General features: G+C 67.5%; 16 protein-coding genes and 1 tRNA gene. 6 read left to right on the forward strand and 11 right to left on the reverse strand.

All coding sequences use genetic code 11. The annotated features are described in order from the left end of the window. Window positions 1–21 precede the first annotated feature (21 nt). Both fabG and WKB88_RS06015 read left to right on the forward strand, forming a co-directional pair. A complete protein-coding gene (fabG, locus tag WKB88_RS06010; protein ID WP_341393620.1) occupies window positions 22–795 on the forward strand; it encodes a 3-oxoacyl-ACP reductase FabG in 774 nt (257 codons plus the stop codon). 2 nt (window positions 796–797) lie between these two features. Continuing rightward, window positions 798–1259 carry a MaoC family dehydratase gene (locus tag WKB88_RS06015; protein WP_341393621.1) on the forward strand — a complete coding sequence of 154 codons (462 nt, stop codon included), beginning with the start codon at window positions 798–800 and terminating at the stop codon, window positions 1257–1259. A 124-nt stretch (window positions 1260–1383) separates the two neighbouring features. Here the strand turns inward: WKB88_RS06015 and WKB88_RS06020 are convergent, their stop codons facing one another. The 7 genes from WKB88_RS06020 to WKB88_RS06050 are packed head-to-tail and all read right to left on the reverse strand — an operon-like array spanning window position 1384 to window position 7769. Next, window positions 1384–2679 carry an ABC transporter substrate-binding protein gene (locus WKB88_RS06020; protein WP_341393622.1) on the reverse strand — a complete coding sequence of 432 codons (1296 nt, stop codon included), beginning with the start codon at window positions 2677–2679 and terminating at the stop codon, window positions 1384–1386. Then, the gene (locus WKB88_RS06025; RefSeq protein ID WP_341393623.1) at window positions 2676–3761 is read right to left on the reverse strand and encodes a branched-chain amino acid ABC transporter permease; all 1086 of its coding nucleotides are present in this window, start codon (window positions 3759–3761) and stop codon (window positions 2676–2678) included. Before WKB88_RS06025 ends, WKB88_RS06020 begins: the two co-directional genes overlap by 4 nt. Next, complete coding sequence (locus tag WKB88_RS06030; RefSeq protein WP_341393624.1) at window positions 3758–4636, reverse strand: branched-chain amino acid ABC transporter permease; 879 nt, start codon at window positions 4634–4636, stop codon at window positions 3758–3760. The genes WKB88_RS06025 and WKB88_RS06030 overlap by 4 nt, the downstream gene beginning before the upstream one ends. Continuing rightward, window positions 4636–5352 (reverse strand): ABC transporter ATP-binding protein, encoded by a 717-nt coding sequence (locus WKB88_RS06035; protein WP_341393625.1) that lies wholly within the window; start codon window positions 5350–5352, stop codon window positions 4636–4638. The genes WKB88_RS06030 and WKB88_RS06035 overlap by 1 nt, the downstream gene beginning before the upstream one ends. Then, entirely contained in the window at window positions 5349–6140 is a 792-nt protein-coding gene (locus WKB88_RS06040; protein WP_341393626.1) for an ABC transporter ATP-binding protein, read from the reverse strand. Before WKB88_RS06040 ends, WKB88_RS06035 begins: the two co-directional genes overlap by 4 nt. Window positions 6141–6198: 58 nt before the next feature. Beyond that, the gene (locus tag WKB88_RS06045; RefSeq protein ID WP_341393627.1) at window positions 6199–7173 is read right to left on the reverse strand and encodes an NADPH:quinone oxidoreductase family protein; all 975 of its coding nucleotides are present in this window, start codon (window positions 7171–7173) and stop codon (window positions 6199–6201) included. Continuing rightward, entirely contained in the window at window positions 7170–7769 is a 600-nt protein-coding gene (locus tag WKB88_RS06050) for a TetR/AcrR family transcriptional regulator (RefSeq protein WP_341393628.1), read from the reverse strand. The genes WKB88_RS06045 and WKB88_RS06050 overlap by 4 nt, the downstream gene beginning before the upstream one ends. 282 nt (window positions 7770–8051) lie before the next feature. Here WKB88_RS06050 and WKB88_RS06055 point away from each other — a divergent pair, with 282 nt between their 5' ends. From WKB88_RS06055 to WKB88_RS06065, 3 genes are read left to right on the forward strand one after another with little or no spacing between them, the layout of a single operon-like run. After that, window positions 8052–9236: a hypothetical protein gene (locus WKB88_RS06055; protein ID WP_341393629.1), complete on the forward strand. Its 1185-nt coding sequence runs from the start codon at window positions 8052–8054 to the stop codon at window positions 9234–9236. Next, window positions 9233–9976, forward strand: a complete 744-nt coding sequence (locus WKB88_RS06060; RefSeq protein ID WP_341393630.1) for an ABC transporter ATP-binding protein — start codon at window positions 9233–9235, stop codon at window positions 9974–9976. The genes WKB88_RS06055 and WKB88_RS06060 overlap by 4 nt, the downstream gene beginning before the upstream one ends. Further along, the gene (locus WKB88_RS06065) at window positions 9973–11166 is read left to right on the forward strand and encodes an ABC transporter permease (protein WP_341393631.1); all 1194 of its coding nucleotides are present in this window, start codon (window positions 9973–9975) and stop codon (window positions 11164–11166) included. Before WKB88_RS06060 ends, WKB88_RS06065 begins: the two co-directional genes overlap by 4 nt. Window positions 11167–11244: 78 nt before the next feature. Here the strand turns inward: WKB88_RS06065 and WKB88_RS06070 are convergent. The 4 genes from WKB88_RS06070 to WKB88_RS06085 form a co-directional block, all read right to left on the reverse strand. Next, window positions 11245–11317: transfer RNA gene (locus WKB88_RS06070), tRNA-Arg, on the reverse strand. A gap of 129 nt (window positions 11318–11446) precedes the next feature. Then, window positions 11447–13003, reverse strand: a complete 1557-nt coding sequence (locus tag WKB88_RS06075; protein ID WP_341393632.1) for an FAD-dependent oxidoreductase — start codon at window positions 13001–13003, stop codon at window positions 11447–11449. Continuing rightward, window positions 13000–13866 (reverse strand): FAD:protein FMN transferase, encoded by an 867-nt coding sequence (locus WKB88_RS06080; RefSeq protein ID WP_341393633.1) that lies wholly within the window; start codon window positions 13864–13866, stop codon window positions 13000–13002. The genes WKB88_RS06075 and WKB88_RS06080 overlap by 4 nt, the downstream gene beginning before the upstream one ends. Window positions 13867–13877: 11 nt before the next feature. Continuing rightward, window positions 13878–14360 carry an FMN-binding protein gene (locus WKB88_RS06085; RefSeq protein WP_341393634.1) on the reverse strand — a complete coding sequence of 161 codons (483 nt, stop codon included), beginning with the start codon at window positions 14358–14360 and terminating at the stop codon, window positions 13878–13880. A 271-nt stretch (window positions 14361–14631) separates the two neighbouring features. On the opposite strand from WKB88_RS06085, the gene argS reads away from it, so the two are divergent. After that, on the forward strand, window positions 14632–16281 hold the full coding sequence (argS, locus tag WKB88_RS06090) for an arginine--tRNA ligase (RefSeq protein WP_341393635.1): 1650 nt from the start codon (window positions 14632–14634) through the stop codon (window positions 16279–16281).

The following is a 16281-nucleotide window of genomic DNA, read 5'->3' on the forward strand; positions in this document are numbered from 1 at the left end:
GCTGACGTCCAAAGGAGAGACATGACCGAGGTTCCGGCACCATTTGTACAGCGCACCGCCGTCGTCACCGGGGCAGGGCGCGGCATCGGCGCCGCCGTTGCTTCCCGGCTCGCGGCAGACGGCCACCGGGTGGCCGTCCTTGACCTCCGCGAGGAAGACACCGCGGCCACGGTTGAGGCCATCAACAACTCGGGCGGCAAAGCGGTGGGGGTGGGTGCCGACGTGTCCGATGCCGGAGCCGTCGATGCCGCAGTGGCGCGCATAACCGAGGAGCTCGGCGCCCCCGCCATCCTCGTTAACAATGCGGGCATCCTGCGCGACAACCTGCTGTTCAAAATGACCGAGACGGACTGGGACGCTGTCATGGGCGTGCACCTGCGCGGGGCGTTCCTGATGAGCCGTGCGGTGCAGGCCCACCAGGTGCGGGAGAAGTGGGGGCGCATCGTCAACCTTTCCAGCACCTCGGCCCTGGGCAACCGGGGGCAGGCCAACTATGCCGCCGCCAAGGCGGGGCTGCAGGGTTTCACCAAGACCCTGGCCATCGAACTGGGACGGTACAACGTCACGGTCAACGCCATTGCGCCGGGCCTGATCGAAACCGATATGACCCGGGCGACGGCGGAGCGGATGGGCGTGGCCTACGAGGAGTTCATTTCGCACGCAGCCGCCGAGATTCCGGTGGGGCGGACGGGAAAGCCGGCCGACATTGCAGCGGCGGCATCATTTTTCATCCGGGAGGAAGCATCTTTCATCTCCGGACAGGTGCTCTACGTTGCCGGCGGACCGAGGGGTTAGGAATGGCACACTTCGCCTCAGTGGAAGAGCTGGAAGCCGCCGTCGGGCAGCGGGAAACCAGCGAATGGATCACCATCGACCAGGAACGCATCAACAGCTTCGCGGATGCCACAAACGACCATCAGTGGATCCACCTTGACCCGGAGCGGGCTGCCGCCGGTCCCTTCGGCAGCACCATCGCCCACGGCTTTCTCGTGCTGTCGCTGCTGCCGGCACTGACGTCCGGGCGGATGAGCGTGGACGGAACGGTGATGGGCATCAATTACGGGCTGGATCATGTGCGGTTTCCCCACCCGGTTCCGGTGAACAGCCGGGTGCGTGCGGTGTCCGAGCTGGCCAAGGTCGAAACCACGCGCCAGGGCATCAGGATTGTCACCGGCATCACGATTGAACTGGAAGGGGCGGACAAGCCGGCGGCGGTTGCGGACTGGATCACCCTCTACGTGCTGGCCCCGGCTGCTTAGCGGCCGGGGCCGCGCACAGGCTCCGGTCCGGGCGGTTTAACCACACTGAAGGGCCCTGCCCGTCCTCCTCGGACGGGCAGGGCCCTTCACACAAGTTCCGGGCACCTGGCGGCTCCCGGACCGGCTACTGCGGAATGCCGTTTTCCGGCATTGCCGCACGTTCCTCGGTGTAGGGGCTGACCGAGTCGCCCTCGGCGGTGTACGGCGTGCCGACGTAGGACTGCACGCCGCCGGAGACGACCGTGATCATGCCCCCGGAGTAACCGGCATGGCTGTCTGTGCTGAAGTCAAGGGGAACGTGTCCGTTGCCCTTGACGTCGCCCGATTCCAGGGCCGTCAGCAGCGACTCCCGTGTCGGGTTCTCGCCGGCTTCCTGCAGCGCCTCAACGAAGAGATAGGCAATGGACATCCCAAAGATGGTGTTGCCGTCGAACTCCGCCCCCTGGTTGTACTCCTCGTTGATCTCGGCGAACTTCGCGGTCCACTCATCCTCGGTGTCGGAAGCTGCCGGCAGGTAGTTGGCGCTGATGAAGCCCTCGAGCAGCTTCTCCGTGTTCTCGCCGAGGTAGCTGGAGAGGGTGTTGTAGTCTCCGCCGGCGGAGGACGCCGCCCACTTGGGGAAGTAGCCCAGCTTAGCCGCCGTTCCGATGGCCTGGGCGCTGAAGCCGTTGATCGAGGCGAGGAAGTTCACTTCACAGCCTGCCGCCTGCATGGCGCTGATCTGTGCGGCCACGTCGGTGTTGGCAGTCGAGTAGACCTGAGAGCTGGCCAGCGCCCCGCTGCCCAGGGCCGACTCGAGTCCGGTCTTGAAGTCTGCCCCGAAGTCGTCGTCCTGCCCGAAGAGGCAGTAGGTGGCATCCGGGAATTCCTCCTGCACATACGTGGCCAGGCCCTTGGCCTCCGTGTCGTAGTCCTGCATGAAGCCATAGGTGTACGGGTAGTCTTCGGGCTGGTTCCAGGTGGGGCTGCCGGAGGCCACGAACAGGTCGGGAACTTCGTTGTCGTTCAGGAAATCCAGCACGGAGCTGTGCGGCGGGGTGCCCAGTCCGCCGAGGATGGCGAAGACCTCGTCCTGGAGGACCATTTCGCGGACCACGCTCTGCGTGGTGGCCGGGTTGTAGCCGTCGTCCTTCACGGTGTACTCGATGGTCCGCCCGTTCACTCCGCCGTTGGCATTGACGTAGTCGAAGTAGGCCTTGGTGGCCGGCGAGATGGTGGCATAGCCCGAGGCTGCGGGGCCGGTGAGCGGCTGGTGGGTGCCGATGCTGACGGTGGTGTCGGTGATGCCGGGGACGTCTTCGGCGGCAGCCGGGGAATCACCGCCCCCTGATGACCCGCAGCCCGCGAGGGCAAGGGTTGCCGCCGTTGCTGCGGCGGCAAGGACGGAGAACTTGGTAGCGGAGTACCTGGAACTAGTCATCGCTGACCTTTCGTGGTGGTTAGTTGCGGTTGCAGGGGAAGCGGGGAGGGTGCCGCGACGGCGGGGGAGTGCCTGCCGCGGAGGCGGCGGATCACGGAGGAGAGCAGGCCCTGGATGCCGCGGGGAGCGAGCAGGATCACGAGTACCAGCACGGTGCCGAACACCGCGATGGCCAGGTTCCCGTCCAGCCGGGAGGCAACATCGGCGGAGACCGGGAGGCCGGCAGTGAGGGAATTGATGCTGTAGGGCAGGAAGACCATGATCAGCGCACCCCACACCGCACCGGCCAGGGAACCGATGCCGCCGATGACCGCGGCCATGAGCAGATAGAGGGAGAGCACCAGCGAGTAGGCCCCCGGACTGGCACTTTGGGTGACGTAGGCCAGCAGGCCTCCGCCGAGGCCGGCCGCAGCGGCGCTGACGGTGAACGAGATGATCTTTGTCGCGGCGACGTTGACCGCGGACAGTGCGGCAGCGGCGTCGTTGTCCCGCACCGCCCGCAGCTGGCGGCCGAAGCGGCCGCGCAGCAGGTTGTTCAGGACCACCATCACCGCCACGGCGCAGAGAATGGCCAGCCAGGCCTGCCACTGTTCGTTGCTGACCGTGCCGCGCAGTGCGGCCGGACGTTTCTCGACGGTGATCCACAGCCCCTGGTCACCGCCCAGGACGGCGGAGAAGGTGCTCGTGACCGCCGGGATCGCGACCACCAGGGCCAGTGTGAACCCGGCCAGATAGGGTCCGTGCAGCCGGCCGGCCGCGCAGCCGATCACCAGTCCCAGCACCGCGGAGCCCAGCACGGCCACCGCCAGGGGGCCCAGCAGCAGCAGCGGCCCCTCGACGCCCGCCTCGGACATGGCATTGGCGCTGAGTGCGTAGCAGTACGCCCCGCAGGCCATGAGCGCTGCCTGTCCCAGGGAGAGCTGGCCGCCGGTGCCGGTCAGGACGGTCAGGCCGGCGACGGCGCACAGGTAGGCGCAGACAGTGGCCAGCTGATACGAGGTGAACGGTGTGACGGCAAAAGTCAGGCCGATCAGCACTGCCGCGGCAGCGGCGGCCGCGAGCAGGGATCTCAGGGGGTTCATACCGTTCGCTCCTTCGTCAACGAGAACAGTCCGGCCGGGCGCAGCAGCAGTACCGCCAGCAGGAGCACCAGGACGGCGATCGGCGCCAGGGTGGCGCCGAGGTAGCCGCTGACCCAGCTGAGGATCACGCCCACGGCGAGGCCGCCGGCCACGGCACCGCCGGAGGAGTCCAGCCCCCCGACCACGGCAACGGTGAAGGCGTAGACAAACACCGTGTCCAGGGCATGGGGATTCAGGCCGAGCTCGGTGGGGATGACCAGCAGTGCCGCCAGGGCCCCGACGGCGGAGGACAGCGCCCAGCCCAGCGTCAGCATCCGGGAGGACCGCACCCCGAGCAGCCGGGCGAGATCGGGGGCGAAGGCCGCCGCCCGCAGCCGCAGCCCCAGGGCGGTCCTGGTGAAGAGCAGGGCCAGGCCGGCCACGATCACCGCAATGCAGACGAAGATGAACAGGTCATAGGGGGAAATTGCGCTGATGCCGCCGATGTCCAGCGGGGAAGTGCTGAACGGTGTGGCCATGGCCTGGTACCCGTTGCCGAAGATCATGCCCAGGACAGCTTGGATCAGCAGCAGCAGCCCCAGCCCGGCGATGACCGAGTTCAGCGGGGAGATGTTCCCTACGAAGCGCATGACGGTCCTCTCGGCCAGGGCACCGATCACCAGACCGGCGACGATGGCGGAGGCCAGTCCCAGCCAGTAACTCCCGGTGGCGGCCGTGACGGTGAAGGCGACGTAGGTGGTGGCCACGGCCATCGCACCCTGGGCGAAGTTCACGATGCGGGCGGCACGCCAGATAATGACGAGCGAGAGCGCAAAGGCGGCCAGCACGGCACCCCGGGCGAGCCCGTCCACGGTAAGGAAGAGAAATCTGTCCATCAGAACCCCAGGTAGGTGTGGCGGAGATCGGTGTCCGCAGCCAGGTCGGTTGCGGGACGGGAGGCGACGACGGATCCCAGGCTGAGGACGACGCCGTCGTCGGCCACAGCGAGTGCGCTGCGGACATTCTGCTCAATCAGCAGGACCGTCAGCCCCGTGTCATCGCGCAGGGTGCGCAGCATGCCCAGGATCTGGGCGGTGACGCGCGGAGCCAGGCCCAGCGACGGCTCGTCCAGCAGCAGCAGCCGCGGGCCGGCCATGAGCGCCCGGCCCAGGGCGAGCATCTGCCGCTCACCGCCGGAGAGCTGGTGCCCGGAGGCCTTCCGCCGGCGGGCCAGGGGCTCGAAGAGCTCATACATCCGCTCCAGCAGGACCTGGGCGGCGGCCCGGTCGCGGCGCCACAATCCGCCCAGCCGCAGGTTTTCGTCCACGGTGAGCTCGGTGATGACGCCGCGGCCTTCGGGAACCAGCGAGATGCCGCGGCGCACCATGTCCTCCACCTTGGTGGAGCCCAGGTCCGCGCCGTCATAGCGGATGCTTCCGCCGGTGGGGCGCAGCTGTCCGATGATGGTTCGCAGCAGCGTGGTCTTGCCGGCACCGTTGGCGCCCACGACGGCGGTGATGCTGCCTGCCGCGACCTCGAGGCTGACGCCGTGCAGGACGGGAACCGGGCCGTAGCCGGCACTGACCGAGTCCAGGACCAGAAGGGCGCTCATACCGGCTCAACTCCCAGGTAGGCGTCGGTGACCGCGGGGTCGGCACTGATCTCAGCCGGGGTGCCTTCGGCGATCAGCTTGCCGAAGTCCAGCACCGCAATGCGCTCGCAGACGCTCATGACCAGGTCCACATGGTGCTCCACCAGCACTACCGAGCAGCCGGTGGCGGGAACAGCGCGGATAATCTCCGCCAGTTCGTCGATGTCGTCGTGGGCGAGTCCGCCGGCAGGTTCATCCAGCAGCAGCAGCCGGGGTTCGCCGGCCAGCGCCCGGGCCAACGCCGCCTTTTTGCGGATTCCGTAGGGCAGGGTGTCCGGCAGGGCCGCGGCGTGCGTGACGATGCCGAGCTCGTCCAGGGCCTGCAGGGCGCGTTCGCGCAGCCGTGCCTCGCCGCGCCGGGAGCGGGGCAGCAGCAGCGCGTCCTCGATCACGGTGTGCGCGGCGCTGCCCTCCATCCCGAGCATGACGTTCTCCAGCACGGTCAGTCCGGGAAACAGGCCCAGGCCCTGGAGAGTACGGGCCACCCCGTGCCGGGACAGCATGCGGGGCCGGGGGCGGAACGTTTCGCCGTCGAGCTCCAGGGAGCCGGAACCGGGCGACGTGAAGCCGCAGACAACGTTGAACAGTGTCGTCTTTCCGGCGCCGTTGGGGCCGATGATGCCGACTACGGCGCCTGCCGGCACGGTGAAGGACACAGCATCCAGCGCGGTGAGGCCGCCAAACCGCACACTGATATCGCGAAAGCGCAGCCGGGGAAGAACCGACTGGTCGGTATGTTGCACTGCCATAAGGACTCCGTTGTCTCGTTAATGGTGCGGTTGGTGCGGGGTTCGCTGCCTGCAGCGGTTAGAGGGTGAGCACCACCCGGCCTGCGGTCAGCCCGTCACCCAGGCGCTGCACGGCGTCGGGTGCGGAAGCGAACGGAACCGATTCGGTGACCACCGGCCGTACCAGTCCCTTGTCCGCCAGGAGGGTGAGCTGCTCGTGGACCTCCCGGACCAGTTCCGGCGCCTTCTTGGTGTAGAGCGCCCAGTGCAGGCCCAGCAGGGAGTAGTTCTTGACGAGGGCGTGGTTCATGCGTGCGGTCTGCAGGGTTCCGCCGGCAAAACCGACCACGACTATCCGGCCTTCGAAAGCGATGCAGCGGGTGGAGCGGTCAAAGGTTTCCCCTCCCACGGGATCGTAAATGACGTCGGCGCCGCGGCCGCCGGTGGCTGCATTGACCACCTCGACAAAGTCATCGGTGGTGCGGTTGACCACAATGTCTGCGCCTGCCTGTTCAGCGATGCGGCGCTTGGCTTCATTGCCCACAACCCCGATCACCGTGGCCCCGGCAGCCTTTCCCAGCTGCACGGCTGCCGTTCCGACACCTCCGGCGGCGGCATGCACCAGCAGTGTCTCTCCCGGGGCAATCCGTGCCCGGCGGTGCAGGCCGAAGTATCCGGTCTGGTAGCCGATGCACAGGGCCGCTGCCTCGGCATCGGAAAGGGATTCCGGGGCGGAAAAGACTGACGCCGCCGGAACCTGCACCTCCTCGGCCATGACCCCCAGGTGTGATGCGATGACCCGGTCGCCGATCTGAAAGCCGGCAACGCCGTCGCCGAGTGCAGTGACGGTGCCGCACAGCTCAATGCCCGGAGTGAAGGGCAGCGGGGGTTTTTCCTGGTACAGCCCCCGGCACAGCAGAACGTCGGGAAAATTCAGGGCCACGGCGCGGGTGGCCAGCACCACGGTGCCCGGAGCGGCAGCGGGCGGGGGCTGTTCGGTCAGGCGCAGGGCATCGCGCGGCTCGGCATTGGTGACAACGTTCCAGGCTTTCATGTGGATGGTCCTTCCGGTGAGGCAGGGCGCAGCCCGGCGAGGTAAAGGTCGGTCAGTTGGGTGGCGACCTGGTGCTTGGTCAGCGGCCCGGATGGCTGGTACCAGAACGAGAGGTAGTGGGGGTTGGCGAAAAAGTTGGCGACGAGGACGGCCGTGGGGATGTCGCTGCGGAAAATGCCCTCTTCGCGGCCGCGGGTGATCAGTGCGCCGAAGACCTCGTTGTAGCGGCGGCGGCGGTCCTTTACTGCTTCCATGCGGTCGGGGCTGAGCATGTGCTGGGACCGGAAGAAAACGGTGCCTTCGCGGATCCAGTCGATCGAGGTGACGATGACGTCTTCGCAGACCAGCCGGACGGTCTGCTCCACCGGGAGCCCGCGGGCCGCGATTTCGTTGAGGTTGCCGTGCTGCAGGGTAAGGATCCGGTCATAGATGTCGAACAGCAGGTCGTCTTTGGAATTGAAGTAGTGGTAAAGGGCGCCCTTGGTGACCCCGGCGGCGTCGACGATCTGCTGCACGCTGGTCCTGGCGTAGCCTTGGCTGGAAAAGAGCTCCACGGAAACGCGGGCCAGTTCTTCCTTGATGTTCATGGTCTTCATGCAGGTGTTCCGTGTTTCTGTGGGATCTCGTACCGTGCGGATCTCTGCCAGTAACTGCGAGTAACTTTGCGGGAACTGTGAGTACTGCGGAACCGACCGGTTGGTATGTGGGATCACCATACCGTCACGGCGCCCGTTGTCCACAAGGGTTTTGCAAAAGAATTCCCGCGGCTTAGGTATCCCCTGCCGTGTCGCGCCGCCGCACGGGGAGGTGGCTGGTAGCGTCCCGTTGCAATCGGTGCTGCATACTGCCCGGGGGAGAATGCTTCGACGGGGGAACCGATGGTTGTGCGCCGCTATGTCTTTCCAGTCCTGTGGCTGGTGGTTTTTGCCGTGATAGCTGCGGCACTCTTCAAGCTCGCGTTTATCAACGGCATGGAATCCGACGCCGCCGGCGGAGGCGACCAGGCGAGCGCGCAGCTGAGCACCCCGCTCGTACCCGCGGTCCTGGGAACGGTGACCAACCTGGTCCAGGTGCAGGGATCCGTGGTGGGCGATCCCGCGGTCACGGTGAAGAGCACCGGCGAGGGAACCGTGGACTTCATCTATGTGCAGGCCGGTGACCGGGTCATAGCGGGCGCGCCGCTGTTCCAGGTGAAAACCCTCGTGGAGCCTGAGGTTCCCGCAGTGCTTGAGGAACCCGCCGGATCGGATGACTCCGCCGGAGAGTCCCCGGGCCGGGCTGTCTCTCCTCCGGCGCCCGTGTATTCCTACGCCGATGTCCTTGCCACCGCAGACGGAACCGTCGCGGAGCTGTCGGTTCTGCCCAAGCAGCAGGTATCGGTTGGTGCCGAGGTTGCCTCCCTGGACCCGGGCACCTTCTCGGTTTCGGGAACCCTCACCTCTGATCAGCAGTTCCGCATCCTGGGCCGGGCCAACACCGCCATGGTCACTGTCAACGGAGGCCCGGCTCCCTTCCCGTGCAGCGACGTCACCATGGGCAGGACACCGGCCGCGGAGACAGGCATCAGCACCCAGGCACAGCAGGCGGGGCCCGGGCAGCCGGCACCGGAAGCTCCGGCAGCCGGCAGCGTGAGCTGCAGCATTCCGGCGGACGTTCCGGTCTTTGCCGGACTCGGTGCGGCCATCGACATCACCGCCGGGCAGGCGGACGGCGTGATTACGCTGCCGACGACGGCGGTGCAGGGCACGGTGCAGACCGGCATTGTCTGGGTCATGCCCGGCGGTGCGGCAGCGCCTGAAGGCACGGATGCGGAAGGCGCAGCGGCAGCGGGGCCGGGGCTTGAAGGTGCGGGGCCCGAAGGCGCAGGGCCGGAAGGTGCAGGGTCCGAAGGTACCGGGGGCGCAGAGGCCGTGGAACGGGAAGTGTCCCTGGGGCTGAACGACGGACAGCTCGTGGAAATCATCTCCGGGCTGGCTGAAGGCGAAATGGTGCTGCAGTTTGTTCCCGGCGCCCCTGCCGCCGAGGATCAGATGAACGGCATGCCGGGGGTGATGGGCGGATGAGCCTGCGGGCCGAGCAGGCACGGGAGGTTCAGGCGCCCGCGCAGGAGCCGCTGGTGGTGCTCTCACAGGTCACCCGTGCCGTCAGCATTCCCGGCCGTGAAACGCTGCAGATCCTCTCCGGTGTGGACCTTACCGTATATCCGGGGGACCACCTCTCCATTGTGGGGCGGTCCGGTTCGGGCAAATCAACGCTGCTGAACATCCTGGGCCTGCTGGATCTGCCCACTTCCGGAACGATGACTTTTGACGGTACGCCGGTGGAGCGGATGAACGAGAAACGCCGCGCTGTCGCCCGGGGAGGCGCCGTCGGCTTCATTTTCCAGCAGTTCAACCTGCTGGCCGAGCGCACGGCCCTGGAAAATGTCATGACCCCGCTGCTGTACGCGCGCGGCAGGCAGTTCTGGCAGCGCGAACGCCTCGCTTCCCGGATGCTGGAGCGGGTGGGGCTGGGCAACCGGCTCCAGGACCGGCCCCGGAAACTCTCCGGCGGGGAACAGCAGCGCGTGGCAATTGCCCGTGCGCTGGTCCGCTCGCCCCGGCTGATCCTGGCGGACGAGCCGACCGGCGCCCTGGACATCGCAACCGGACAGTCCGTCATGGCTCTCCTGGCCGAGGTGGCAGCGGAATCCGGTGCTGCCCTGGTGACCATCACCCACGATCCCCATGTTGCAGCCCTGGCCCGGGAACACTTCCTGCTGCAGGAGGGCCGGCTGGTGCCGGGGCCGGCGGTGGCGGCGTGAGCCTCTCCGGAATCGCGGGCCCCCTGGTGGAGGCCTGGGACGAGCTGCGCATCCACAAGACAAGGGTGCTGCTGGCGCTGATCGGCGTGGCCCTCTCGGTGGCCGCGCTGACGACGGTGGTGGGACTGGGCAATATGGTCCGCGAATCCATTGCCCAGGGCAGCGAGGCGCAGTCCGGCAGGCCGGCGACGATCTCGGTGTCCATGTACAGCAATGACGGAACGAGTCCCGATCCCGCGGCGGCTGCTTCCGCCTACCGGGAGCTGGCGGAACGCTACTCCATTGAGTATTCATCCACGGTCTTCTCGGGCGTTGTGCCGTTCCAGCTTCCCAACGGCGTGACCCAGGCGCCAATGGTGGTGGTGGAACCGGATTATCAGGTTATGCGGCGGGTGCCGATGGTGGAGGGCCTCTGGTTCACGGCGGCCGACGCCGAACGGCTGGCTCCCGCCGTCGTCGTGAACGAGGCGCTGTACGCGGCCATCGGGCGGCCGGACCTCACCCTGGACCCGGTGGTTCCCATCTCTGCAGGGCAGCCGGTTGATGCCGTGATCGTGGGGGTGACCCGCGAACAGTACGAAGGGGAGTATCCCCAGGCCATGATGCTCTCCGATGCCTATGCCAGGCTCGGGCTGCCCCTCGGAAGCCCCAACCTGGAACTGTGGGTTCCGGAGGAGCTCAGCGACCCGCTGCAGGCCGCCGTGACCGCAGACCTGCGGGCGCAGTTTCCGGGCATGCAGGTTGATGCCTACCGTTCCGACTACGCTGCCTGGGGAGATCCCTTCGGCGGGCTGCAGTGGGCAGTGGCGGGGATTGCCGCGCTGGTGATGCTGCTCGGCGCCGTGGGTCTGTTGAATATTTCGATGGTCACGGTGAAGTACCGGGTGCGCGAAATCGGTATCCGCCGCAGCTTTGGCGCGACGTCGGGGCGCATCTTCTTCGGCGTCATGCTGGAATCCGTGGTGGCGACGTTCGTGGCCGGGGTGCTGGGGGTCATGGCCGCCGTCGCTGTGGTCAAGCTGCCGGTGATCCAGCGTGCGGTGGCCTCCGGAATCAGTGAGCTGCCGCCGTTTCCGCTGGAGGCGGCTTTGATCGGTTTGGGGGCGGCCACCCTTGTGGGCGCGCTGGCCGGACTCATTCCGGCGCTGGTGGCGGTGCGGGTGAAGGTGATCGACGCGATCCGCTTCTGAGCGCATGAGCCGGAGAACGCGGCAAACAGAAGAACCCCGCAGCCGGAAACCGGTGCGGGGTTCTTCTGTGTCTCAAAGTGCCCTCGATAGGATTCGAACCTACGGCCTGTTGCTCCGGAGGCAACCGCTCTATCCCCTGAGCTACGAGGGCAAGGACACCGGTAAACCGGCAGGTCCTGTGGGACTCAAGAAGCTTAGCAGGTCCGGCGCGCCGTGTGAAAACGTCCCCGGAGCCGGCGGCGGAAGCGGCCGGTCCGGGGCGCATCCCGGCGGAGGAAAGTCAGTAGCCCAGGAAGGCGTCCGTCCGCACCGAGCGGCCGCCGGCACCCCGGACGGCAGCCCGCGCAGCGGCCACGGCGGCGGGGGATCCGGACACATACGCGGCCCGCTTTGCGGCATCGGGAACTGCCCGGGCGAGCGTCTGCCCGTCCGGCAAGCCGGGGCCGAGGTACGTCCACCCGCTGATCTGCGGATCGGTGGGCGTGCAGACCAGGACGCGGATGCCCAGACGGTGCAGTTCCGCAGCGTAGGCCAGCTCATCCACCGAAGCGGCAGCGTAGACGAGGACGACGTCGCGCGCCACGGTACCGGTACCGTCGCCGTCGCCGTCGCCGCCGCCGGCGGCAAGCGAGCGCAGCTGGCTCATGAACGGGGTAATGCCCACCCCGGAGGCGATCAGCAGCAGCGGGACCGAGCGGTCCCGGGGCAGCAGGAAATCACCGGCCACCGACGTTGCGGACACCACGGCGCCGGGCTTCAGCTTCAGCAGGGCGGTCTTGAACGAACTTGCCGGTTCAACGGCACGCAGCCCCACGGCAACCGTTCCGGAATCCTCCGGAGCCGTGGTGAGACTGAAAATCCGCCGGGTTCCCCGCGCGTCGGCCGTGCCGTGCGGGAGGCTCAGTTCCACATACTGGCCCGGCTGGAAGCGCAGCGGGCGGGTCGGTTCAAACACGAGCTCGCGCGCCGTGGGGGTCAGCGCGCGGTTCTCGCGCAGCCGCAGCCGGATCCCGGTGCGCGGTGCCAGCGCAAAGGCCAGCAGGTTGCCGGCCAGCAGGGCCAGTTCGGGGGACATAAAGACCGGGCCCACATGGAGCGGCACTGCGAACAGGACACCGACGACGGCGGCCTCCAGCAGCCGCTGCCAGCGCCGCGGGGGCAGGGTCAGCGGCTCGGACAGCATGAAGCCGGCAAAAAACACCACCGGATAGGAAGCGAGCAGGATTCCCAGTGCGGCCGGCAGGGCTTCCCCGGCCAAAACCATCCGCACGGTGATGATGACGCCGGCGGCGAGCAGGAACACCCCGGCCATCGGCAGCAGCCGGTTCCGGTACAGGATGACGGCAGCCGCCGGAAGCACGGCAACCAGCATCAGCGGCGCCGCCACCCACCACACAGCGGCGCCCAGGCCGGTCAGCGCCAGGACAGCAGCACCGAGGGCTGCGGGGTTGAAGATGTGCCGCCCGCGCCACACCAGCAGGTACTTCGACGCGGTTGCGGCCCCGGCTGCCAGCGCCACGGTGAGCAGCGCGGTGCCTTCAGTGCTCGGCCACATCAGGAAATAGAGCAGCAGCCCGGTGATCAGCGAGGAATCCGTCTGCGGCCGGGTGCGGAAAAGGAGCCCCATGACCCGGCTCGCCACGAGGGCGGAAACGACGGCGGCGGCTGCCGTCGCGGCCAGCTCGGCCGGAGTGTAGGCAAGCGCCCCGGCGAAGGAGAGCACAAACGACCAGGCGGTGACAGCCAGCAGCAGGATCACCGTCAGCCGGTACATCGTCCAGCGGCCGGTGAAGGCGTCCAGCCGGCGGGTAACCGGCGCGGGCAGGGAAAGGCTCATGAAAACAGGACTCCAGCCATGGCATCTGAGAAGGTGGCCCGGCCGTCCGAGAACATCCGCACATAGTCAAAGGCGAATTCCTCGGCAAGCCGGGCAGGATCGGTAAAAAATAACGCGGTGGCGAGCCCGTCCGCCGTCATGGCGTCAGCGGCGAGCACCCAGGTGGCGGCCACCCGCTGAACGGGCCGGCCGGTGGAAGCATCCAGAATGTGGTGCAGCCCCTCGCCCCAGGCCCGCCGGTTGCCGGCGGAAGCGCACAGGGCACGGTCCCGAAGGCGTACGACGCCGATGGCCCGCGTGGTGTCATACGGATGCTCCAGGGCCACCCGCAGGCCGGTTTCACCGGCGTAGCGCAGGTCGGAACCGGCATCCACCGTGAGGTCCCGGTGCCCTGCGGACTGCAGCAGTTCAAAGACCAGGTCCACGAGCTGGCCCTTGCCGGCGGCTCCGATGTCCAGGGTGACCGGCACCGCGGTGCTCAGCTGCACCTTCCCGCCGGCGGTGTGCCAGGAGGCGGCCGCGGGCCAGTCCGGGGCCGGCACCGGCCCGGAGGAGGCGAAGGAATATGCGGCGTCGTACCCGAGCTTTTCCAGGGAGTGGCCCACCAGTGGATTGACGGCCCCGCCGGAGAGCCGGTGCAGGCTGTCGAACAGGGACAGCAGCGGTGCTGCGGAGAGCGGAAGCTCCACCGTCGAAGCCGCGCGGGTCAGCGCGGTGATGACCGAGTCGGAACGGAACCGCGAATAGGTGCGGTCATAGTCCTCCACCAGATCAGCCACTGCGGCCCGGACCGGTGCTGCAAGCGGCTCAGCCGTGGTGATGGTCCACGCAGTGCCGATGGCATCGAATCTCAGGTCCGGCATGGGCGCGCAGGCTAGTTCGCGGCTTCGGACCGGATGGCGTCCAGGGCCTTGTTGAATCCGGAACTGGTGAGGGAGGAACCGCCCACCTTGTCCACGTCGAGCTCGTCGAGATTCCTGCCGACCACCTGCTCCTGCACCTTGGACGTGAAATCGCGCTGGTGCATCTTTGACGTGGGGTGGTTGCCGGAGGTGGTGACCTCCAGTGCTGTGACCACACTGTCCTCGAGGGTCAGGGTGACGTCTACGTCCTCTGTCTGATTGGACGGCGGGGTGTAGCTGCCCTGGGCCGAGTACTCGCCGTCGGCGTAGCTGCCGGCCGGAGCCGCATCCTGCGGCGCGGCGCTCTGGGGTGCCGCGCTTTGAGGTGCGGCGGGGGAAGCGGCGGAAGGCTCCTGTGCGGCAGGTGCTTCCTCGGCGGCCGGTCCCGCGCAGGCGGTGGAGGCCAGGGTCAGGGACGCGGCGGTGAACAGCAGTGTCTTGCGGGTGTGGTTCATTACTCTCCTGAAGATGGGGGCAGCAGGCAGGCCGGAGGAAGCCCGGCCGGGTGTCCGTATCCATTACAACCCATTCGGGCGGAACCGTGCCTGCGGGCATCCTGTTGGTTTGGCCACGGGAGAGACACGGGAGAGACACGGAGGAGACCCGGGGGAGATACGGGGGAGGACACGGGGAAGGGGGCAGCAAGGCGCCGTACGGCGAAGCGGACGTTGTGGGGGGACGTCACAGTTCGCGGAACCGCTGGTGAGACGAGGCTATGCTTAACCGGTGACTCCTGAAGAACTTTCCTCCGCCGTAACCGCCTGCCTCCAAGACGCCATCGATGCCGGTGACTTCAGCATCGACGTGCCCCGGGAGGTGCGCGTGGAGCGGCCGAAGAACCGGGACCATGGTGACTGGGCCACCAACATCGCCCTGCAGCTCTCCAAGCAGGCCGGCATGAACCCGCGCCAGTTCGCGGAGATCCTCAAGGGGCGCCTCGAGAAGATCGACGGCGTCGCCAAGGTGGACATTGCCGGTCCCGGCTTCCTGAACATCACCCTCGACGCCGGTGCCGCCGGTGAGCTGGTCAAGACGATTGTTGACGCCGGTCCGGCGTACGGCACCTCCGAGATCCTCAAGGGAACCCGGATCAACCTCGAGTTTGTCTCCGCCAACCCCACCGGACCGATCCACCTGGGCGGAACCCGCTGGGCCGCCGTCGGCGACGCCCTGGCCCGGATCTTCCAGTCGCAGGGCGCAGAGGTGACCCGCGAATACTACTTCAATGACCACGGCGCACAGATTGACCGTTTCGCCCGGTCCCTGCTCGCCTCCGCCAAGGGCGAAGCCGCTCCCGAGGACGGCTACGCCGGCGCGTACATCGAAGACATCGCCAACCGGGTGCTGGCCGCCGAGCCGAACATCATGGAGCTTCCCGACGCCGAGGCGCAGGAACGCTTCCGCGCAGTGGGCGTGGACTTCATGTTCAGCGACATCAAGGAATCGCTGCACAACTTCGGCGTGGACTTCGACGTCTTCTTCCACGAAGATTCCCTCCACGAAAACGGCCAGGTGGACAAGCTCCTGGAACAGCTCAAGGGCTCGAAGAACCTGTACGAGAAGGACGGCGCCTGGTGGCTGAACTCCACCGAATTCGGCGACGACAAGGACCGCGTGGTCATCAAGTCCGACGGCAAGGCCGCCTACATTGCCGGTGACATTGCCTACATCCAGAACAAGCGCGACCGCGGATTTGACCTGAACTTCTACATGCTGGGCGCCGACCACCACGGCTACGTAGTCCGGCTCAAGGCTGCTGCCGCGGCACTGGGCCACGACCCGGCCTGCGTGGAGGTCCTCATCGGCCAGATGGTGAACCTGGTCAAGGACGGCAAGCCCGTGCGCATGTCCAAGCGCGCCGGCACCGTGGTGACCCTGGAGGACCTGGTGGACGCCGTGGGCGTGGACGCCGCCCGCTACACCCTTGCCCGCTTCTCCGCGGACTCCAACATTGACGTGGACCTGGACCTGCTGACCAGGCGCAGCAACGAGAACCCGGTGTTCTACGTGCAGTACGCCCACGCCCGCACCTATGCACTGGCCCGCAACGCCGAAGCTGCCGGCGTGGACGACTCCGCCTTCGACGCCTCGCTGCTCACGCACCCGACCGAAGGCGAACTGCTCGCCGCGCTGGGACAGTTCCCCGGCGTCGTCGCGCAGGCCAGCGCCTTCCGCGAACCGCACCGCGTGGCCCGCCACCTGGAGGTCATTGCCGGCACCTACCACCGCTGGTATGACGCCTGCCGGATCGCGCCGCAGGGCGATGAAGAGATCACCGACGTCAACCGCACGCGCCTGTGGCTGAACCTTGCCGCCCGGACGGTCCTGGCCAACGGCCTTGACCTGCTGGGAGTTTCCGCTCCGGAACGGATGTAA

It is taken from the genome of Arthrobacter sp. G119Y2 (assembly GCF_038069765.1).
GTDB lineage: Bacteria > Actinomycetota > Actinomycetes > Actinomycetales > Micrococcaceae > Arthrobacter_B.